The organism is Bradyrhizobium sp. USDA 4451 (assembly GCF_054822585.1).
In genome coordinates, this window is record NZ_JBTRCH010000001.1 from 939,159 (window position 1) to 959,486 (window position 20,328).

General features: G+C 66.2%; 15 protein-coding genes. 10 read left to right on the forward strand and 5 right to left on the reverse strand.

Features of this window, described 5'->3' with window-relative positions; genetic code table 11:
* Nucleotides 1-36: 36 nt before the first annotated feature.
* Nucleotides 37-654, forward strand: a complete 618-nt coding sequence (gene gstA / locus ACVMB0_RS04335; protein ID WP_461345415.1) for a glutathione transferase GstA — start codon at nucleotides 37-39, stop codon at nucleotides 652-654.
* Between the two features lie 485 nt (nucleotides 655-1,139).
* Here gstA and ACVMB0_RS04340 read toward each other — a convergent pair whose 3' ends face one another.
* Nucleotides 1,140-1,355: a hypothetical protein gene (locus tag ACVMB0_RS04340; protein ID WP_461345416.1), complete on the reverse strand. Its 216-nt coding sequence runs from the start codon at nucleotides 1,353-1,355 to the stop codon at nucleotides 1,140-1,142.
* 34 nt (nucleotides 1,356-1,389) lie between these two features.
* Here ACVMB0_RS04340 and ACVMB0_RS04345 point away from each other — a divergent pair, with 34 nt between their 5' ends.
* The 4 genes from ACVMB0_RS04345 to ACVMB0_RS04360 all read left to right on the forward strand — a co-directional run bounded on the left by ACVMB0_RS04345 (nucleotide 1,390) and on the right by ACVMB0_RS04360 (nucleotide 6,067).
* Nucleotides 1,390-2,418, forward strand: a complete 1,029-nt coding sequence (locus ACVMB0_RS04345) for a hypothetical protein (protein ID WP_461345417.1) — start codon at nucleotides 1,390-1,392, stop codon at nucleotides 2,416-2,418.
* Between the two features lie 99 nt (nucleotides 2,419-2,517).
* Nucleotides 2,518-4,302: a type I secretion system permease/ATPase gene (locus ACVMB0_RS04350; protein WP_461345418.1), complete on the forward strand. Its 1,785-nt coding sequence runs from the start codon at nucleotides 2,518-2,520 to the stop codon at nucleotides 4,300-4,302.
* Nucleotides 4,295-5,587 carry an HlyD family type I secretion periplasmic adaptor subunit gene (locus tag ACVMB0_RS04355; protein WP_461345419.1) on the forward strand — a complete coding sequence of 431 codons (1,293 nt, stop codon included), beginning with the start codon at nucleotides 4,295-4,297 and terminating at the stop codon, nucleotides 5,585-5,587. The genes ACVMB0_RS04350 and ACVMB0_RS04355 overlap by 8 nt, the downstream gene beginning before the upstream one ends.
* Before the next feature lie 171 nt (nucleotides 5,588-5,758).
* Nucleotides 5,759-6,067 carry a hypothetical protein gene (locus tag ACVMB0_RS04360; RefSeq protein ID WP_461345420.1) on the forward strand — a complete coding sequence of 103 codons (309 nt, stop codon included), beginning with the start codon at nucleotides 5,759-5,761 and terminating at the stop codon, nucleotides 6,065-6,067.
* Between the two features lie 514 nt (nucleotides 6,068-6,581).
* Here ACVMB0_RS04360 and ACVMB0_RS04365 read toward each other — a convergent pair.
* The 4 genes from ACVMB0_RS04365 to ACVMB0_RS04380 all read right to left on the reverse strand — a co-directional run bounded on the left by ACVMB0_RS04365 (nucleotide 6,582) and on the right by ACVMB0_RS04380 (nucleotide 12,574).
* Nucleotides 6,582-8,795 (reverse strand): FAD-dependent oxidoreductase, encoded by a 2,214-nt coding sequence (locus ACVMB0_RS04365; protein WP_461345421.1) that lies wholly within the window; start codon nucleotides 8,793-8,795, stop codon nucleotides 6,582-6,584.
* Nucleotides 8,796-8,814: 19 nt separating this feature from the next.
* Nucleotides 8,815-10,023, reverse strand: coding sequence for an acetyl-CoA C-acetyltransferase (locus tag ACVMB0_RS04370; RefSeq protein ID WP_461345422.1), 1,209 nt, complete (start codon nucleotides 10,021-10,023; stop codon nucleotides 8,815-8,817).
* A gap of 137 nt (nucleotides 10,024-10,160) precedes the next feature.
* Complete coding sequence (locus ACVMB0_RS04375) at nucleotides 10,161-11,948, reverse strand: acyl-CoA dehydrogenase C-terminal domain-containing protein (RefSeq protein WP_461345423.1); 1,788 nt, start codon at nucleotides 11,946-11,948, stop codon at nucleotides 10,161-10,163.
* A gap of 218 nt (nucleotides 11,949-12,166) precedes the next feature.
* Entirely contained in the window at nucleotides 12,167-12,574 is a 408-nt protein-coding gene (locus tag ACVMB0_RS04380) for a nuclear transport factor 2 family protein (RefSeq protein ID WP_461345424.1), read from the reverse strand.
* Between the two features lie 160 nt (nucleotides 12,575-12,734).
* On the opposite strand from ACVMB0_RS04380, the gene ACVMB0_RS04385 reads away from it, so the two are divergent.
* The 5 genes from ACVMB0_RS04385 to ACVMB0_RS04405 all read left to right on the forward strand — a co-directional run bounded on the left by ACVMB0_RS04385 (nucleotide 12,735) and on the right by ACVMB0_RS04405 (nucleotide 20,289).
* The gene (locus ACVMB0_RS04385) at nucleotides 12,735-13,325 is read left to right on the forward strand and encodes a PadR family transcriptional regulator (RefSeq protein WP_456751998.1); all 591 of its coding nucleotides are present in this window, start codon (nucleotides 12,735-12,737) and stop codon (nucleotides 13,323-13,325) included.
* Nucleotides 13,326-13,601: 276 nt separating this feature from the next.
* On the forward strand, nucleotides 13,602-17,147 hold the full coding sequence (locus tag ACVMB0_RS04390) for a hypothetical protein (protein ID WP_461345425.1): 3,546 nt from the start codon (nucleotides 13,602-13,604) through the stop codon (nucleotides 17,145-17,147).
* Between the two features lie 314 nt (nucleotides 17,148-17,461).
* Nucleotides 17,462-18,313 (forward strand): COG3904 family protein, encoded by an 852-nt coding sequence (locus ACVMB0_RS04395; RefSeq protein WP_461345426.1) that lies wholly within the window; start codon nucleotides 17,462-17,464, stop codon nucleotides 18,311-18,313.
* 267 nt (nucleotides 18,314-18,580) lie between these two features.
* Nucleotides 18,581-19,510, forward strand: a complete 930-nt coding sequence (locus ACVMB0_RS04400; RefSeq protein ID WP_456751995.1) for a sulfite exporter TauE/SafE family protein — start codon at nucleotides 18,581-18,583, stop codon at nucleotides 19,508-19,510.
* Entirely contained in the window at nucleotides 19,507-20,289 is a 783-nt protein-coding gene (locus ACVMB0_RS04405) for a TIGR02186 family protein (protein ID WP_461345427.1), read from the forward strand. The genes ACVMB0_RS04400 and ACVMB0_RS04405 overlap by 4 nt, the downstream gene beginning before the upstream one ends.
* The last annotated feature ends 39 nt before the right edge of the window (nucleotides 20,290-20,328 follow it).

The window sequence follows — 20,328 nt, forward strand, 5'->3', positions numbered from 1 at the left end:
TCTCCGGACGCCAAGAACAAGGGAAGGAATACCCCCATGAAGCTTTATTACTCCCCCGGCGCATGCTCCCTCTCCCCCCACATCGCCCTGCTCGAGGCCGGCCTGCCCTACGACCTGGTCAAGGTCGATCTGCGCGCCAAGAAGCTCGAAAACGGCGACGATTTCCTGCAAGTGAACCCCAAGGGCCAGGTGCCGGCGCTGGCGCTGGATACCGGCGAGATGGTCACCGAAGGACCGATCATCATCCAGATGATCGCCGACCGGGTCGCCGACCGGAAGCTGGCACCGGCGCGGGATTCCAACGAGCGCTACAAGCTGCTCGAATGGCTGAACTACATCACGACCGAGCTGCACAAGAACCTCGGCCCGATGTTCTCGCCCGTGCTGTCAGACGACGCCAAGGCGTTCTTCAAGGATCGCGCCATGGGCAAGTTCAAATATGTCGAGAGCCAGCTCGCCGGACGCGAATATTTGATGGGCAACCAGTTCACGGTCGCCGACGGCTACCTCTTCACCATGATCATGTGGGCGCAGGACCGGCTCGGCTTCGACTTCTCCGGCCTGCCGAATGTGACGGCCTACAAGGCTCGCATCGCGGCGCGCCCGAAGGTGCAGGAAGCGCTGAAGAAGGAAGGCCTGCTGAAGGCAGCGTAAGCTTGCAACGGACCGACGTCCGGCCTTGCATAATCGCGAGGCCGGCGCTTATTTCCCGACAATTTTCGACAGATTTCCGCGTTCCACGTTACGCGATGTTCTCCACGACCGCGCAGGCCACGAAACCCTAAGCGCGATCAGCCAGTTGAGTGCCACTCGATCAACCTGGCGTGGAGAAGCGTATGACTACCTCTGATCGCGACGCCTATCGTGACCAATACATCGCCATGGGCGGCATGGTCGGCGACAGCGCCGCCACAACGTCCGACTCCGGTGCAACGGGTCAGCCCACGGGATCGGACACCACTTCGTCGCAAGGCGACACGACACCGCCTCAACAAGGTGGCTCGGGCACCGGTACACCCTCGACGGGATCGCAGGCTTCCGGCGGCGACGGCGGCTCGGATACCGGGAGTGGTGGGGGCAGTTCGGATACTGGCGGTGGCGGCACCACGACGCCGCCTGGCCAAACCGGAAACCCCGGACTACCGGGATCGGGCGGCATAGTCGGCGGTGACGGCAGCCTCAACCTTGCCGGCAATGGCGGCATCCTGCAGCCGGTGCTCACGGCTGTGAACGGCGCGGTCAACGACACCAACACTGGTGTCCTCGATCCAGTCGGCCAGGCGACCGGAGTGGGCGATCTCGTGCACGACGTGACCGGCCCTCGCCGCAACGATCGGCCTGGGCGAGATCGGCATTCCCACGCCCGCAGCCGACGGCCATACCAACCTATTGACCGATCTCCTCAACGCGCCTGGAACGCTGCTTGATGGCGGCGGGCTCGGCACCGTGCTGACCGAGGTCGGCAGCGATCTCAATGACATCGTCCACTCGGTCGACGGTGTCGTCGGATCGCTGACCGAAGACAATGGCCTCGTCGGCTCGCTGCTCGGAAATACCGGGCTTGTCGGCTCCCTGCTCGGCGAAACCGGCCTCGGGTCGCTGCTCGGCGGCACCGACGCGACCACCCCGGTGACGGGCGTCGTTCAGACGGTGGACGGCGTGATCGGCTCCTTGCTTGGCGAGACGGGTGTCGGATCCGTGCTCGGCGGCACCACTGGCGTACTCGCGCCGGTGACAGAAGCCATCCATGCAGTGGATGGCATCGTCGGCTCTGTGCTCGGAGATGCAGGCGCAGGATCGCTGCTCGGCGGCACCGGCATAGTCGGGTCAGTGCTCGGCGACAACGGCGTCGGCTCTGTGCTCGGCGGCACTGGCCCGCTAAGTCCGGTGACGGGCCTGCTCGGCCATGTGCTGCACGACGTGGAGACGCTGCCGCTGCTCAGTATCAATGGCGGCAACAACGCTAGTGATGGCGGGCTGCTGGGCGGATTGCTCGGCAACCTTTCCGGCTCCAGCACCGGTCACCTCGCCGAGGTCGACGTGGGCCCGGAGCAGACGAACGGAAACGCGATCAACGTCCTGGCCGCGCCGACATCGGGCGACCATCACACGATCGAGGTCAACGCCGTCGACGTGGGCCAGCACGGTCCGCAGCTGCTCGACCTCGGCGCGTTGACCGGCGCGAGCGGTATCAACGTCCCGAGCCTGGGCGGCACCGGTGCCGATGGACTGACCGGCAATGTGCTTGGCGGCCTGAATCTCGGCCATCTGCTCGGCGGCAATATCGCATCCGGGAACACCGCAAACGCGCCGGTGTCCATTCCGGTCGACATCGATTCGGACGTGCATGACCTGATCCCGGCGCCGCTGGCCGGCGATCACGGCATCCTCAATAGCCACGGCACGCATATACTCTGACGCCGCAAGGCCTCGCGGAAGCGCGGATCCCGCCGCGCTTCCGCAAGCTTCCTCACCAATCGATTTGGGCATCACGGCTCGAACATCCGCGAGGGCGAGATGATCGGTCAGGGCAAAAGGTTTTCATCGCTGCCGGCGGAGATCCGCAATGCCGTGCTGGCGCTGCGCGGCGCGCTGATTGCGACCGCGATGGCGAGCGGGCTGGTCAATCTCCTGATGCTGGTCGGGCCGATCTTCATGCTGCAGACCTACGACCGCGTGCTGCCGAGCCGCAGCATCGCAACCCTGGTTGGGCTGCTGCTGATCGCGCTGACCCTGCTGCTGGTCCAGGCCGGCGTCGACATGCTCCGCAGCAGGCTGCTGGCGCGCATTGCCGAGATCTTCGATGAGAGCATGCGCGCCGCCGTCTTCGACAGCGTCCAGTACACCGCCCTCAGCCGTCCAAACAGCGACGGCCTGCAAACCATGCGCGATCTCGACACGATCAGGGGTTTCATCGCCGGCAGCGGACTGATCGCGATCTGCGACCTGCCATGGGCTCCGCTCTACATCATCGTCTGCACGCTGTTTCATCCGCTGATGGGACTGGCGGTGGCCGGCGGCGCCATTGCACTGGCGCTGATCACGGTCGGCGCCGAGCTGTTCACGCGCACGCCGGCGCGGTCGCTGGTCGCGCTCGCATCTTCGCGGTGGCAAATGGCCGAGACCGCATACCACCATGCTGCGGTCGTGCATGCGCTCGGCATGCGGCGGCGGATGGCCGAATTGTGGTCGGACCGCACCAAGGCCTATCTCGACGCGCAGCGCGTAACCTCCGACCTGACCGGCACGTTCGGCAGCACCTCGCGCTTGCTGCGCACGATCCTGCAATCCGGCGTGCTGGCACTCGGCGCCTGGCTCGTGATCAACCAGCAGGCGACCGCCGGCGTCATGCTGGCCGCCACGATCCTGTCGATCCGTGCGCTGGCGCCGATCGAGCTCGCGATCGCCAATTGGCGCAGCTTCATTTCGGTGCGCGCCAGCCTTGCCCGGCTTGCCGACGCCCTGGCCGCGGTGCCCGCACCACTGCCGCCGACCCCATTGCCTGCGCCGAAGCATGACATCCGCGTCACCTCGCTCAGCCTGACGGCGCCGGGAACCAGCACGGTGGTGCTGCACGAGGTGAGCTTCGGGTTGCGCGCCGGCAGTGCGGTCGCGGTGGTCGGACCGAGCGGCTCCGGCAAATCCACCCTGGCGCGCGCCCTGGTCGGCGTCAGCGCTCCGGCGCGCGGCGTGATCCGGATCGACGGCGCCACGCTCGCGCAATGGGACGCGCTCGCGCTGGGCCCATCGATCGGCTATCTGCCGCAAGACGTCGCACTGCTTCGCGGCACGGTGGCGCAGAACATTTCGCGCTTCGCGGCGGTGCCCGACTCGGGCCGGTTGATCGCCGCCGCACGCGAGGCCGATGTGCATGAGCTGATCCTTCGGCTGCCTGACGGCTACGAGACCGAAGTAGGCGATGGCGGCCTGATGCTGTCGGGCGGCCAGCGGCAGCGCATCGCACTGGCGCGGGCGCTGTACGGCGATCCGTTCCTGATCGTGCTCGACGAACCGAACTCGAACCTCGACACCGAGGGCGAGCGCGCGCTGATCCGCGCCATCGCCCGGGTCCGCGCCCGCGGCGGGATCGTGGTCGTGATCGCGCATCGGCCGGCGGTGCTGCAAGCGGTCGACCACATGCTGGTGCTGAACGAAGGGCGCATGCACGCGTTCGGCACCACGGCAGCGGTGCTGCCGCTGCTGACGGCGAAGGCGCAACAGCCGTCACCGCCTTCTGCCCCGGCTGCAACGCCGGTGCGCCGCCGGCGCAAGAAGCAGGTGGAGCCCCGGCAAGATGCCTAGCGCCCGGCAATCGGTTCATCACCATATTCTGGCGGTTGCGATTGCCGCGATCTTCCTCGTTGCCAGCATCGGCATCATGGGCGCCGCCACCAAGATGTCGGGCGCGATCATCGCGCAGGGATCGCTTGTCGTCGAATCCAGTGTCAAGAAGGTGCAGCATCCCTCCGGGGGCGTCGCCAAGAAGCTCCTGGTCGAAGACGGCGCCCATGTCGCGCGGGACGATCTCTTGATCTTGATGGACGAAACCGTCGCGCAGGCCAATCTGACCGCGGTCACCAAGAGCCTGTGGGAGCTCGAGGCCCGGCGGGCCCGGCTACAGGCCGAGCGCGACGGCGATGCCGAGATCGCCTTCCCTGACAGCGTGGCGTCGAGCCGCGATCCGGCCGCACAATCGGTCATCTCGGGCGAGCGCCGCTTCTTCCAGCTGCGCCGGGACGCCAATGACGGACAGAAGCGGCAATTGCAGGAGCAGATCGCGCAGCTCAGGGAGCAGATCAGCGGCATGCAGGATCAACTGATCGCCAAGAAGCAGGAAGCCGACCTGATCGCCAACGAATTGACCGGCGTGCAGCAGCTCTGGGAGCAGCGCCTGGTCTCGCTGTCCCGCCTTTCTGCGCTTCAACGCGACTCGGCGCGGCTGCTCGGCGAACGCGGTCAGCTCACCGCATCGATCGCGCAGGCCAAGGGCAAGATCTCGGAAACCGAGTTGAAGATCCTGCAGGTCGATCAGGACTTCCGCTCTGGCGTCGCCAAGGAGCTCGCCGATATCCGCGCCAAATATGCCGACATGATCGAAAAGCAGGTCACGGCGAAAGACCAGACCGAAAAGCTCGAGATCCGCGCGCCGCAGGCCGGCGTGGTGCACGACCTGACCATCCACACCCAGGGCGGCGTCATTGCCGCGGGTGAGACCATCATGACCATCGTGCCCGACCAGGACAATCTGATCGTGGAAACTCATGTTGCGCCGCAGGATATCGATCAGGTCAAGCTGGGCGCACCGACCGTGCTGCGGTTCACCAATTTCAATCAGCGCACCACGCCGGAGATCGAGGGCGAGGTCAGCCGGATCGGCGCCGACGTCTCGCGAGACGACAAGACGGCTCCGACCTACTTCCTTGTGCGCATTGCGATTCCGCGACCCGGGCTGAACAAGCTCGCGACCACGCATTTGCTGCCGGGCATGCCGATCGAGGTGTTCATCCCGACCACCGAGCGGACGGTGCTGTCCTATCTGATGAAGCCGCTGGCGGACCAGGTGCACCGCGCCTTCAGGGAGAAATGAGCAGTGCAAACATTTCAGCACGCGCTGGAACAAATCGAATTTAGTCCGCATTCTACCGGTTAAGACTAAGTCGGTGCACTTCCGGCTGAGGGCGTAGCTGTCCTTGTTCGTGCGATCCAACCGACCGACTATGACCTGCGGCGCGCCCTCCGCTCCAACTGGTCTGAAACTGTGACGATCGCCTTGATGCTTTTATCGGCCAGCACGCTCGTTGGGTTGGCCACCAGTTTTTACTTTCGGGTTTGGACATTGATGCTGGTATCGCCGCTGATCGCGGTGCTCGCGGCCATCGTGCTCCAATCCGACGGCTACGCCTTTGCCACCGGAGGCCCGATCGTCGTCGCCTGCCTCGCCTTCAACCAGATCGCCTATCTCGCCGGCGCTTTGCTGTCGCCCGAGAATGACGGCTCAATTGTGCAAGAAGTCGACGGCATTCCAGGCCGCCGCGGCAAGCACAAGGTCCACGGCCAGAACGAATAGGATCAGGCCGATCCATGACGGGCCCTTGCGCCGCAACCGCAGCGGAACAAGCCGTGACGGCGGCGAGAGCGAGAAGAAACGCTTGCCCGCGGCCTCAGCGGCACTGTCCTTGAGCACGGAACGCATTGCAGGACACCCCAGCCCGATCGTCGTCTTGCTGATCGTCTTCGATCGACCAGCAAGAGTGATGCCAGCAGCGTGGTGCCAGTGGGGAGCAAGCGTGGCGGGACTTTGACCGCCGTGACCGTCGCGCAACAGGATCAAGTCGGATCGATGACCGGCTTGATCGTGTCGCACGCTGGAGTTCGATGACTTTGCTTTAGGTCGAGCAGCGGAACGCGGCATCACCTCGCCCCGCGTGCGGGGAGAGGTTGGAACGCATCGTCAGATGCGTTCCGGGTGAGGGGGAGCCTCGGCGAACGCAGCTCTGACCCGATATGCGGAGACGGCCCGTCACCTCAACCCTCTCCCCGTGAGAACGACGTGAGAACGGGGAGAGGGAGTGAAGAGGCGCTTACGCCGCCTGCTTCTTCGGCGGGAAGCGGCCGTAGAAGGTCTCGCCCTTGGCCGCCATCTCCTCGAGCAGCTTCGGCGGCGTGAAGCGCGAACCGTACTTCTTCTCGAAGGCGTGGCACAGCGCGACGAAGTTCTTGGTGCCCATGAAGTCGATATAGGACAGCGCTCCGCCGGTGAACGGCGCAAAGCCGAAGCCGAGGATCGAGCCGACATCCGCCTCGCGCACGTCGGTGATGACGTGATCCTCGACGGTGCGCGCGGCTTCCACCGCCTGCACCACCAGGAATCGCTGCTTCAACTCCTCGACGCTGAGCGTGTCGGGATCGAGCTGCCTGGGCTGCAGATTGGCCAGCCCCGGCCACAGGCTCTTCTGACCCTTGCCCTTCTCGGGATAGTCGTAGAAGCCCTTGCCGTTCTTGCGGCCGAAGCGGCCCTGCTTCTCGACCATCTCGACCATCAGCTTCTTCTGCGCCTGGTCGATCGCGTTGGGGCCGAGATCGGCCTCGGTCGCCTTGGTGATCTTCAGCCCGAGATCGAGCGCGACCTCGTCCTGCAGCGACAGCGGCCCGACCGGCATGCCGGCCATCTTGGCGGTGTTCTCGATCATCGCCGGCGGCACGCCTTCGAGCAGCATCTCATTGCCCTCGGAGATGTAGCGCATCACGCAGCGGTTGGCGAAGAAGCCGCGGCTATCGTTCACCACGATCGGCGTCTTGCCGATCGCGCGGACATAGTCGAGCGCGGTCGCCAGCGCGACGTCGCCGGTGTTCTTGCCCAGGATGATCTCGACCAGCATCATCTTCTCGACCGGCGAGAAGAAGTGGATGCCGATGAACTTGCCCTGGTCCTTGAACTCCTCGGCCAGCGAATTGATCGGGAGGGTCGAGGTGTTGGAGGCGAAGATCGCGTCCGGCTTCAGCAGCGGCTGCGCCTTGGCATAGGTGTCGGCCTTGACCTTGCGATCCTCGAACACCGCCTCGATAACGAGGTCGCAGTCCGAGATCACGTTATAGTCTGCTGTCGCAGAGATCCGCGCCAGGATGGCGTCGGCGGCCTCCTGCTTCATGCGGCCCTTGGCGATCAGGCCGTCGACCACGGTCTTGGCGTGGCCCTTGCCCTTTTCGGCGCTTTCCTGGTCGCGGTCGACCAGCACGACGTCGATGCCGGCCTGCGCCGAGACATAGCCGACGCTGGCGCCCATGAAGCCGGCGCCGATCACGGCGAGCTTCTTCACCTTGGTCGGTGGCACATTGGCCGGACGGCGCGCGCCCTTGTTCAGCTCCTGCATCGACAGGAACAGCGAGCGGATCATCGCCGCCGCTTCCTTCGATCGCAGCACCTTGGTGAAGTAGCGCGACTCGACCCGCAGCGCGGCGTCGATCGGCAACTGCAGGCCTTCATAGACGCAGCTCATGATGGCGCGCGCGGCCGGATAATTGTCGTAGGTCTCGCGGCGATAGATCGCGTTGCCAGCCGGGAACATCTGCATGCCGGCCTTCGAGAACACCAGGCCGCCGGGCAGCTTGAAGCCCTTCTCGTCCCACGGCGCGACCGCCTTGCCGCCGCCCTTGATCCAGTCCTTGGCGGCCTTGATCAGATCGGCCGCGGGCACCACGGCGTGGATCAGATTGAGCGCCTTGGCACGCGCCAGATCGACGGCCTCGCCCTTGAGCAGCAACTGCATCGCATCCGCCGGCTGCACGAGACGCGGCACGCGCTGGGTGCCGCCGGCGCCGGGGAACAGGCCGACCTTGATCTCGGGCAGGCCGAGCCGGGTCTTCGGGTTCTCGGCTGCGACGCGGTAGTGACAGGCCAGGGTGATCTCGAAGCCGCCGCCGAGCGCAAGCCCGTTGATCGCGGCGACCCAAGGCTTGCCCGAGGTCTCGATCGCGCGGAACGACAGCGACATCTGGCGGCTCTGCTCGAACAGCATCTGGTTCGCGGCTTCCTCGCCCTTCTCCTTGAAGAGCTGCGCGTAGGCGCGGTTCATGCCCTCGAGCATCGAGAGGTCGGCACCGGCGCAGAACGCCTCCTTGGCCGAGGTGATGACGACGCCCTTGATCGCGGAATCGCTGGTCGTCCGCTTGATGATCTCGCCGATCTCCTGCGTGGAGACCTCGTCGAACACGTTCATCGAACGCCCGGGGATATCCCAGGTGACCAGCGCAATGCCGTCGGCATCGACGTCGAACTTGAAATTCTTGTAAGCCATGTTGCTCGCTCCCCTCGCCTCAGACGCGCTCGATGATGGTGGCGGTGCCCATGCCACCGCCGATGCACAGCGTCACCAGCGCGGTTTCCTTGTTGGTGCGCTCGAGCTCGTCGAGCACGGTGCCGAGGATCATCGCGCCGGTCGCCCCGAGCGGATGACCGAGCGCGATCGCGCCGCCATTGACGTTGATCTTGGCATTGTCGATGTCGAACGCCTGGATGTAGCGCAGCACCACCGAGGCGAAGGCTTCGTTGAGCTCGAACAGGTCGATGTCCGACTTCTTCATGCCGGAGCGCGCGAACAGCTTCTCGGTGACGTCGACCGGGCCGGTCAGCATCATCGCCGGCTCCGAGCCGATATTGGCGAAGGCGCGGATCTTCGCCCGCGGCTTCAGGCCGTGCTTGGCGCCCGCCTCCCTGCTGCCGAGCAACACCGCGCCGGCGCCATCGACGATGCCGGAGGAGTTGCCGGCGTGGTGCACGTAATTGACCTTCTCGACCTCGGGATGCGACTGGATCGCCACCGCGTCGAAGCCGGCCATCGCCGCCATCGCCGCGAAGGACGGCTGCAGCTGCGCCAGCGACTGCATCGTCGTGGTCGGGCGCATGTGCTCGTCCTTGGCGAGGATGGTCAGGCCGTTGACGTCCTTGACCGGCACCACCGATTTGTTGAAGCGGCCTTCATCCCAGGACTTCGCCGCGCGCTGCTGGCTCTGCACCGCATAGGCGTCGACATCATCGCGCGAAAAACCATATTTGGTCGCGATCAGGTCGGCCGAGATGCCCTGCGGCATGAAATAGGCCGGCACCGCCATCGAGGGATCCATCGGCCAGGCGCCGCCGGAGGCGCCGATGCCGACGCGGCTCATCGATTCCGCGCCGCCGCCGATCACGAGCTCATGCTGGCCGCTCATGATCTGGGCCGCGGCGAAGTTCACCGCGTCGAGGCCGGAGGCGCAGAAGCGGCTGATCTGCACGCCCGGCACCTTCTGGCCGAGGCCGGCGTTCAGCGCCGCGAAGCGGGCGATGTCGGAGCCGGCCTCGCCGACCGGATCGACCACGCCGAGCACGACGTCGTCGACGGAATCCTCGGGCAGATTGTTGCGCTCCTTGAGCGACTGCAGCGGCACGGTGGCGAGCGCCAGTGCGGTGACCTCGTGCAGCGCGCCATCGGCCTTGCCGCGGCCGCGCGGGGTACGAACGTGATCGTAGATGTATGCCTCAGGCATGACGCCCTCCTTGATATGAGGATCATAATATATACGGAAGGAAGCGCCGCCGCAGCAATGCGGCGGCAATTTTCAAGGCTTTCTTGTTTGGCGCGTTTTCTTCATGCGAACCGGTGTCCACTTCGCCAGAAAACGCTTCAGAACGCTTCCGCGGCCAGTTCCATCGTGGTGGCGCTGCCGCTCTGGATCCGGGCCAGATGCACGGCGGTTTCCGGCAGCAGCCTCTCCATGAAGAAGCGGCCGGTCACGAGCTTGGTGGTGAGGTAGGGCGTGGCGCCGGCGGCGGCCTTGTCCAGCGCCACCTTGGCCATCTTCGCCCACATGTAGCCGAGCGCGACGAGACCGAACAATTTCATGTAATCGGTCGCGGCAGCGCCGGCATTGTCGGGCTTGGTCAGCGCGTTCTGCATCAGCCAGCCGGTGGCCTGCTGCAAATGGCCGAGCGCGGTGGAAAGCGGGGCGATGAACGGCTTCATCGCCTCGTCGGCGCCGTGCTCCTTGGCGAAGGCCGTGACCTCGCCGAAGAACGCCATCGTCGCGCGGCCGCCGTCGCGCGGCAGCTTGCGGCCGACCAGGTCGAGCGCCTGGATGCCGTTGGCGCCTTCATAGATCATTGCGATGCGGGCATCGCGCACGAACTGCTCCATGCCGTGCTCGGCGATATAGCCGTGGCCGCCGAACATCTGCTGCGCCGACACCGTGTTGGCGAACCCGGTATCGGTCAGCACGCCCTTCAGCACCGGCGTCATCAGGCCCATATGATCGTCCGCCGCCTGACGATCCCCGGGATCGTTGGAGCGGTGCGCGACGTCGCTTTTCAGCGCGGTCCACACCACCATGGCGCGCGCCGCCTCGTTGAAGGCGCGGATGGTGAGCAGCGTACGGCGCACGTCGGGATGCACGATGATCGGATCGGCTGGCTTCTCGGGCTCCTTCGCTCCGGTCAGCGAGCGGCCCTGCAGGCGCTCACGCGCATAGGCAACTGCGTTCTGGTAGGCGACCTCTGACTGTGCGAGGCCCTGCACGGCGACGCCGAGGCGGGCCTCGTTCATCATCACGAACATGCCCTGCATGCCCTTGTTCTCTTCGCCGATCAGCCAGCCGGTGGCGTTGTCGTAGTTCATCACACAGGTCGAGTTGCCGTGGATGCCCATCTTGTGCTCGATCGAGCCGCAGCTGACGCCGTTGCGCGCACCCAGCGAGCCGTCGGCGTTGACCAGCACCTTCGGCACGACAAACAGCGAGACGCCCTTGATGCCGGCCGGGGCGCCTTCGATCCGCGCCAGCACCAGATGGATGATGTTCTCAGTGAGGTCGTGCTCGCCGGCGGAGATGAAGATCTTGGTGCCCGTGATCTTGAAGCTGCCGTCGGCCTGGCGCACCGCCTTGGTGCGGAGCAGGCCGAGATCGGTGCCGCAATGCGGCTCGGTCAGGTTCATGGTGCCGGTCCACTCGCCGGCGACCATCTTCGGCACATAGGTCTTCTTCTGTTCGGGGGAGCCGTGCACCAAGAGCGCCGCGGTCGCGCCCATGGTGAGCCCGCCATACATCGCGAACGCCATGTTGGCGGAGATCTGGAATTCGTTGACCGCCTGCGACAGCGTCACCGGCAGGCCCTGGCCGCCGAACTCCGCCGGCGCCGACAGGCCGAGCCAGCCGCCTTCGGCAACCTGTTTGAAAGCGTCCTTGAAGCCCTTCGGCGTCGTGACGCTGCCGTCGTCATTGCGCTTGCAGCCCTCGAGATCGCCGACGCGATTGAGCGGCTGCAGCACCTCTTCGCTGAGCTTGGCGGCTTCGCCGAGGATCGCCTCGCGCACATCGGCCGACGCATCGGTAAAGCCGGGAAGATTGCCGTAGCGATCGATCTGGAAAACGTCGTTCAACAGGAAGCTGACGTCTTCGACGGGGGCTTTGTAGGTTGGCATGCTGATCTCCCGGCTGGCTCGTGGCCGCATCTGCGGCCGACGCTCTGCAGCTTGTTCTTGGGTTTGTTGCAGCGGACCTTATCCGGTTCGGCAGGTCCGCGGCAGGTGCTAACGCGACTAAAGCGCGATGCGATTGGGTTGAACCGTCATCGCGCGTTAGCTCCTTGTTTGAGCATGATCTTTTCGGAAAACCGCTGCGCACTTTTCCGGATCATGCTTTACGATTGCGACGTTGCGCCGCTCTGCTTCATCAACTCTTCGCCCATCATCCGATGCAGCAGGTTGATCGCCTTGAGCGGACGCACCATCACCTTGAAATGCGTGATCCGGCCGTCACCGTCGAATGTGATGATGTCGACGCCGTTGAGCTTGATGCCGTCGATCTCGTTCTCGAATTCGAGCACCGCGCCGGTATCGTTGCGCCACTCGCCGAGATATCTGAAGGTCGGGCCGCCGAGCACCTTGGCGGCGCTGGTGAGATATTTGAAGGTGATGTCGCGGCCGCGTTGCGGCGTGTGCACGACCGGACTTTCGAACACCGCGTCGGGATGCAGCAGATCCCACAGCACTGACGTGTCGTGGGACTTCATATAGGCGTACCACTTGTCGAGGCCCGGCTTGCTCATTCGGACGTCTCCTGCGGCGGGGTTGGAAGCCTGAACATCGGTCGCGCGCGACAAGGCGGTGCACCGATCACCATATGCATATTGACGCATATGCACAGTAACGCATAAAGTCAAGCGAACTCGGGAATGGCCGATTTGGGAACTGAGATGGAGGTGGGCGTTGGCACTCGGTGACGCAATCCTCGCCTGCCTGACGGAACGTCCGATGACGGGCTATGAGCTCGCCAAGACGTTCGACGCCTCGATCGGCTTCTTCTGGAAGGCCGACCATCAGCAGATCTACCGGGAGCTCTCGCGGCTGCGCGACAAGGGCCATGTCCAGGGCCGCGAGGTGGTGCAATCCGGCAAGCCCAACAAGCTGGTCTACACGCTGACGGCCGAGGGCCGCGCGGCGCTGAAGCACTGGGCGGCACGGCCGAGCGTTCCGCCCTCGATCAAGGACGATTTGCTGGTTCGGCTCTATGCGCTCGACTGCGTCGACATCGAACCGCTGCGCACCGATCTAATGGCGCGGCTGGAACATCACCGCGACCGCTATGAGCGCTATGAGCGCCTGCTCAACAAGCGCTTCCCCGATGGCACCGCGCCGCCGGCCGATGTCGGCAAGATGCTCAGCCTGCGCCTTGGGATGCGCCATGAGCGCATGGTGGTGGAATGGTGCGAAGAGGCGCTCGACGCGCTGTCGGCGATGTCCGGCCGCAGCAACAATGTGCTGCCGCTCGACGACGGCAAGCGCGAAAGCAACGGCTAGAAACAATCGCAAGTTTGGCTTTTGCGCGCGCCGGCGCACCCCCGGAATCCGCTTGCCCGGAAACGAAAGGCCTGTCCTGATCCGGCGCAACAGGTTCCGCAATTCCCTAACTTTAAGGCCCGTCGGCTGCATTCCTTAACCCGTTATTTACCGTGACGGGAAAAAGTCAGCAGCTGAAGCAGACGACCAGCGCAGAATTCGATTGTCTCTTAACGGGAATGCGCGGGGAGGCTGCGGGCGCAGAGTATGGCGCCGGAGTCGGGACCGGACGGAATCATGAATTCGCGCGTATCGTGGAGTGTTGACGGCATCGATCCCTCCGTCCGCGAAAGGGCCGAGGCGGCTGCGCGCCGTGCGGGCATGCCGCTCAACGACTGGCTCAATTCCACCGTCGGCGAACCGAGCCCGCCGGATTGGCGCACCGCCTCCGAGCAACGGCAACCGATGCCGAGCCGGGAAAGCCGCGAAGTCGCCGATATCCACCAGCGGCTCGACGCAATCACCCGCCAGATCGAACAGATCGCAAAGCCGCTGACGCGCGCCGAAACCGTGCGCGCCGAAGTGCCGCGGGGCCAGCCCGCCGTCGCACGACAGTTGAACGATGCGATTTCGCGCCTCGATGCGCGGCTGTCGCAAATCTCGCGGCCGCAGCCGCCGCGCGAACAGCAGCCCCAGCCGGTGCGTGAAGCGCAGATGCAGCGGGAGCCGCAGATGCCGGATCGCCAGCAGCAGGAATGGCAGCGCCAGACCGAGGCGGTGGAGCGCGCTGCCGCGCAGGTCTATCGCCCTTCGCCGCCGCTGAGCCCGGCGTCGTTCGATTCCGCGATCGCGGAAATCGCCGCACGCCAGAACGAGCTCGATGGCCCGGCCCCGCGGCAGATGCCGCCGCCCAGCGCGCCGCCGATGGCCGCCTACGCGCCGCCGCCTGCGTCGGCCGGCCCCGACTTCTCTTCGCTCGAGCGTTATTTGCTCAAGATCACGAGCCAGATTGAGGCGTTGCAGCGACCCGACCATATCGAGCAATCGATCGCGGCCTTCCGTGGCGAGCTTGCGGAAATCCGCCAGGCCATCACCGAGGCGATGCCGCGCCGGGCGATCGAATCGATCGAGAACGAAGTCCGCTCGCTGCATCACCGGATCGACGAGATCCGCCGGGAGGGCAGCAACGGCCAGGGCCAGGCGATCGCCGGCGTCGAACGCGCATTGTCGGAAATCCGCGAGGCGCTGCGCACGCTGACGCCCGCCGAGCAGCTCACCGGCTACGACGAGGCGATCCGCAATCTCGGTGCCAAGCTCGACATGATCCTGCGCGCCAACGACGATCCGTCGACGGTGCGTCAGCTCGAGAGCGCGATCGCGGCACTGCGCGCCATCGTCTCCAACGTCGCCTCCAACGACGCGCTGTTGCAGCTTTCCGGGGACGTGCATGCGCTGTCGGCGAAGGTCGACCAGCTGTCGCAGATGTCGCGCGCCGAAACTCACGGCGATGCTTTCGCCGCGATCGAGCAGCGCATTGCCGCGCTGGCCTCCTCGCTCGAAGGCCGCGAGCGGCCGGCCGGCGCCGACAATACCGACGCGATCGAAAGCGCGATGCGCACCCTGTCGGAGCGGATCGACCGCTTGCAGGTCGGCAACGACAGCTCATCGGCGTTCACCCATCTCGAGCAGCGCGTCTCGTATCTGCTCGAGCGCCTGGAGTCCGCCGACCAGCGCTCCGGCAATCTCGGCCGGGTCGAGGAAGGGCTGCATGACATCATGCGGCACCTCGAGGCGCAGCACGCCCACATCGCCTCACTCGCCGACGCCGCCCGCGGCAACATCAACGCCTCCTCGCCGCAGCCGATGATGGACAGCGGCATCGTCGATCTGGTGAAGCGCGAACTGTCCGACATCCGCTTCAGCCAGTCGGAGACCGATCGCCGCACCCAGGATTCGCTGGAGACTGTGCACAGCACGCTCGGCCATGTCGTCGATCGGCTGGCGATGATCGAGAATGACCTGCGCACGGTGCGTACCGCGCCGCCGCCGACTCCCCCCGCGCCTGCCTATGCAGAACCGCGGATCGAAGCGCCGCGCGCGGCGATGCCGCAGCCGACCGCGCAGCCAAGGGCTGAAGCGTACCAGCCCGAATCCCACCAGCCTGATTCGTACCGGCCCGAACTGCCCAATCCTGCGCTGGCGCAGGAGCATTTCATGTCCGCGCCGCGCGAATTCCATGCCGCGCAGCCGGTCGAGACCGCCCCCCCGCCGCTGCCGCCGCGCGCGATCAGCGAGATCCTCGAACCGCATGCGGCGTCCGCACGCACCGCGATCGCGCCGGAACTGCCGCCGGATCATCCGCTCGAGCCAGGCACGCGCCCCTCGGGCCGCATGTCATCGCCGTCGGAGCGGATCGCGGATTCCGAGCGCGCGATCTCTGATCTCCCCGCCGGCAAGAAAGAGCCGGTCTCGACGTCGAGCTTCATCGCCGCCGCGCGCCGCGCCGCGCAGGCCGCCGCCGCGCAACCCGTCAACGAGAAGGCGGCGCGCGCAGCGAACAAGGCCGCCGCCAAGGCCAAGGATAAGGCCGACAAGGCTGCGAAGGCTGCTGCCGCCAAGGCCGGCGCCCCCGCGACCGGCGCTTCGGCGACTGGCGCGCCGGAAGCACAGCCTTCGAGCATCACCTCCAAGATCCGCTCGCTGCTGGTCGGCGCGAGCGTGGTGGTGATCCTGCTCTCGACCGTCAAGATGGCGATGAACCTGCTCGACACCAGTTCGGCGCCGCAGGTGCCGGCGATCGAGCACAGCGAGCCGGCCGCGCCCTCCGCGCAGCCGCCTGCCGAGAACTCGATCGCACCCGCCCCCGCACCGGCTATGCCGTCCGGCACGCCCGGACCGTCGATGACCTCGCCGACCCCGCTTGGCCGCCAGTCCAACAACACGGCGGCGCCGAACACGCTCGATAGCGCGCAGGTGACGATCCCTCAGGCGCCCGCACCTTCCGCGGCACCGGAGCCGGCCGCGGCGCCACCGGTCGCCGCCAGTAGCGACATCACCGGCTCGATTCCGACCGCGCCGCCGCTCGGCGGCAAGCTTGCCTTGGTCCAGATTCCGGCCGGCGAGAAGCTGCCCGACGCGATCGGCGGTCCGGCGCTGCGCAGCGCCGCGATCAAGGGCGATGCCGCCGCGGCTTATGAGGTCGGCGTCCGCTTTGCCGAGGGCAAGGGCGTGGCCGCGAATGTCGACGAGGCCGCCAAATGGTATGGCCGCGCGGCGCAGGCCGGCGTGGTGCCGGCGATGTTCCGGCTCGGCACGTTCTACGAGAAGGGCCTCAGCGTGAAGCGCGACTTCGACGTGGCGCGGCGCTACTACGTGCAGGCGGCCGAGCGCGGCAACGCCAAGGCGATGCATAACCTCGCCGTGCTCGACGCCGACGGCGGCGGCAAGGGCGCCGACTACAAGAGCGCCGCGCAATGGTTCCGCAAGGCGGCCGATCGCGGCGTCGCCGACAGTCAGGTCAACCTCGGCATCCTCTATGCGCGCGGCATCGGCGTCGAACAGAACCTCGCCGAGTCCTTCAAATGGTTCAGCCTCGCCGCCGCGCAGGGCGATGCCGACGCCGGTCACAAGCGCGACGATATCGCCAAGCGGCTCGACCCGCAGTCGCTGGCCGCCGCGAAGCTTGCGATCCAGACCTTCACCCCCGAGCCGCAGCCGAGCGATGCGGTCAACGTGCCGGCCCCGGCCGGCGGCTGGGACGGCGCCCCCGCGCAGCCCGCGGCGGCAAAGCCCGTCAGGCAACCGTCGAAGCGAACCGCGGCGCTCGCCGCTCCCGCCCACTAAAGCGCGATGAGATTTAGCTGAATCGTCATCGCGCTCTAGCCCTTTGTTTGAGCACGATCTTTTCGGAAAACCGCTTCGCACTTTTCCGGATCATGCCGAGCGTTTTCGAGCGAAGTGGATACCGGTTCGCGTGAAGAAAACGCGTCAATACAAGAGTCTTGAGCCCCGTTCCGATCTATCGGAACGGGAAAGGCTCTAGGACGACAAGAGTGGCAGTGCCTTGACGGCGCCGCTGCATTGTCCGTCCCCCCTTCCGCCGTGTAGACAGGCGCGCAGTCCCGCGCCGATTGCGCACGCGTTCCGGAGGGTCAGGCTTGTCTGTCGACGATCGTCAGGAGGATGGAACGGGGCACCGTTCATCGCCGACCGGTCCCCGCGTCGCGCCGCCGCGCCAGACCCCGTCCCCGTTTGCCGCGCGCCCGAAGGATCCGCCGCCCTCGCCGTCTCGGTCTCCGCAAGGGAACACGGCAGCGCCGCGCGGCGGCTTCCGGTTCTCGTTTCCGTCCATCATCATCTTCGTGCTGCTGCTGTCGAGCGTCGCGATCCAGGCCTATCGCGACCTGTCGCGTCCGGGCGCCTGGGACTTCTGGCGCGAGACCTATATCGCAGCGAGCATGACGTCAGCTGTCATCCCCGACGCCGACATTGACGGGTCGGGCCGTGGCCGGCGGGCGCTGGCGATCAGCGGCAAGATCGGCTCGGCCAGCGCGAGCTGGCTCCGCGACCGGCTCAGCGAGGCGCGGCTCGCGCCGGGCGACGCGGTGCTGCTGTCGTCGCCGGGCGGTGCGCTGAACCAGGCCGCAATCATGGGCGAGGTGATCCGCTCGCACGGGCTTGTCACTGCGGTGGCGACTGCCGATGCCACGGGCAGGCTCCGTCCCGCCGCCTGCGCCAGCGCCTGCGTCCTGGTCTATGCCGGCGGTGTGACCCGCTATGGCATCGCAGGCTCGCGACTCGGCGTGCATCGCTTCACGACCAGCGCACCGGTCAGCGATCCGCTCGCCGAGGCGCAGCGCATCCAGGGCATGGTGCTGGGCTACATGACCAAGATGGGCGTCGCCTCCGGGATCGTCGAGGCGATGTCGCAGACCTCGGATATCCGCTGGCTGAGCTCGAAGGAAGCGCTCGCGCTCAACTTGATCACCAAGCCGGTCGACCGGCCCTGAGCCAACGCCACGTCATTAATCTGAATTATCAACCACGTGCGCAGCCCAACGAGCAGGTGCGGCGAAAAATGCCGTCCGAGACGGAATCTTTAGTCCCTCCCTCCGCCGATATCGGTTATGCAGGACTGCGGCAATCGACCCGCGTTCGCCTGCGTCTTGCGCGCCGACCGGATTCGTTCAGCCGGAGAATGCCCGACCCGAACGACATCACGCCGTGATGCGGCCTTGCGCCCCCAGCATGCGGCGAACCGACAAGAAGCGACGCGCGTGCAGCTCTACCTCCCGATCGCCGACATCCCGGTCAATGTCTTCCTCATCCTGGCGATGGGCGCGGCGGTCGGATTCGTCTCCGGCATGTTCGGGATCGGCGGCGGCTTCCTGATGACGCCGCTTTTGATCTTCGTCGGCATCGCGCCCGCGGTCGCGGTGGCTTCCGTCGCCAGCCATATCGCGGCCTCCTCGTTCTCCGGCGCGATCTCCTATTGGCGCCGGCGGGCGATCGACCCGCTGCTGGCCGCCGTGCTGCTGGTCGGCGGCACGATCGGCACCGCGCTCGGGGTCTGGACCTTCACCTTCCTGCGCTCGCTCGGCCAACTCGACCTGATGATCGCGCTGTCCTACGTCATCCTGCTGACGACGGTCGGCGGGCTGATGTTCTGGGAAGGCCTGCGCGCGATGCTGCGTGCCCGCGGCGGCCGCCCGGTCGCGCTGCGCAAGCCCGGCAGCCACGGCTGGATCCACGGCCTGCCGCTGAAGCTGCGCTTCAAGCGCTCCAAGATCTACCTCTCGGTCATCCCGGTGGTCGTGGTCGGGCTCGTGATCGGCTTCATCGGCGCGGTCATGGGCATCGGCGGCGGCTTCATCCTGGTGCCGCTGATGATCTATGTGCTGCGGGTGCCGACCTCGACGGTGATCGGCACCTCGATGGTGCTCACCCTCGTCACCATGGTGTTCGCCACGCTGCTGCACGCGGTGACCAACCATCTGGTCGACGCCGTGCTGGCCCTGATCCTGATGATCGGCGGCGTCACCGGCGCGCAGTTCGGCGCCCGCGCCGGCCAGAAGATCCGCGGCGAGCACCTGCGCCTGCTGCTCGGCCTCCTGGTGCTCGCGGTCGGCATCCGCTTTGCCGTCGAGCTGGTGATCCGGCCGCAGGACCCCTACAGCATCCGCGAAACCGGCGGAGCCCCGCCATGAGGCTCTGCGCGCCGCTTGCGACCATCGGCCTCATCGTCGCCACCCTGGCGGCGGCGCCCGCTCATGCCGAGCGGCTGATCGTGTCGGTCTCCAACCACCGCGTCACGGTGACGCCGAATTATTCCGGCGGCGAGCTCGTGCTGTTCGGCTCGGTGGAGAAGGACGACAAGACGCCGTCCAATCGCACGAACTACGATCTCGTGGTCACGGTGTCCGGCCCGCGCGCCGACATGGTGACGCGGCGCAAGGAGCGTAGATTCGGGATCTGGATCAACACCGACTCGCGCCAGTTCCTGCAAGTCCCCGGGTACCTTGCGCTGTTCTCCAATCGCCCGTTCGACCAGATCGCCTCACCGGATGTGCAGCGGCGGCAGCAGCTCGGGCTCAACAACGTGCTGCTGATGCAGCGGGTCGGGCCCGACTTTGCCGACGTGGTGCCGAACGATCCGTTCCGCAGCGCGTTCGTCCGGCTACGCTCCGAGCACGGCTTGTATCGCGAGGCGACCTCGGCGGTGACGTTCCTGACGCCGACTTTGTTCCGCACCGGCATTCCGCTGCCGGCCGAGGTGCCGATCGGCACCTACAATGTCGAGATCAAGCTGTTCTCCGACGGCGCGCTGGTGACCAAGACCGAGAGCGCGTTCGAGATCGTCAAGATCGGCTTCGAACAGTTCGTCGCCACCACCGCGCGGCAGAACGGTCTGGTTTACGGCCTCGTCACCGCGTTCATGGCGCTGATGACCGGCTGGATGGCCTCGATCGTGTTCAGGAAAGATTAGACGCGCAGGTTGGGTGGACCGGCATAGCGTGCTGCCGCA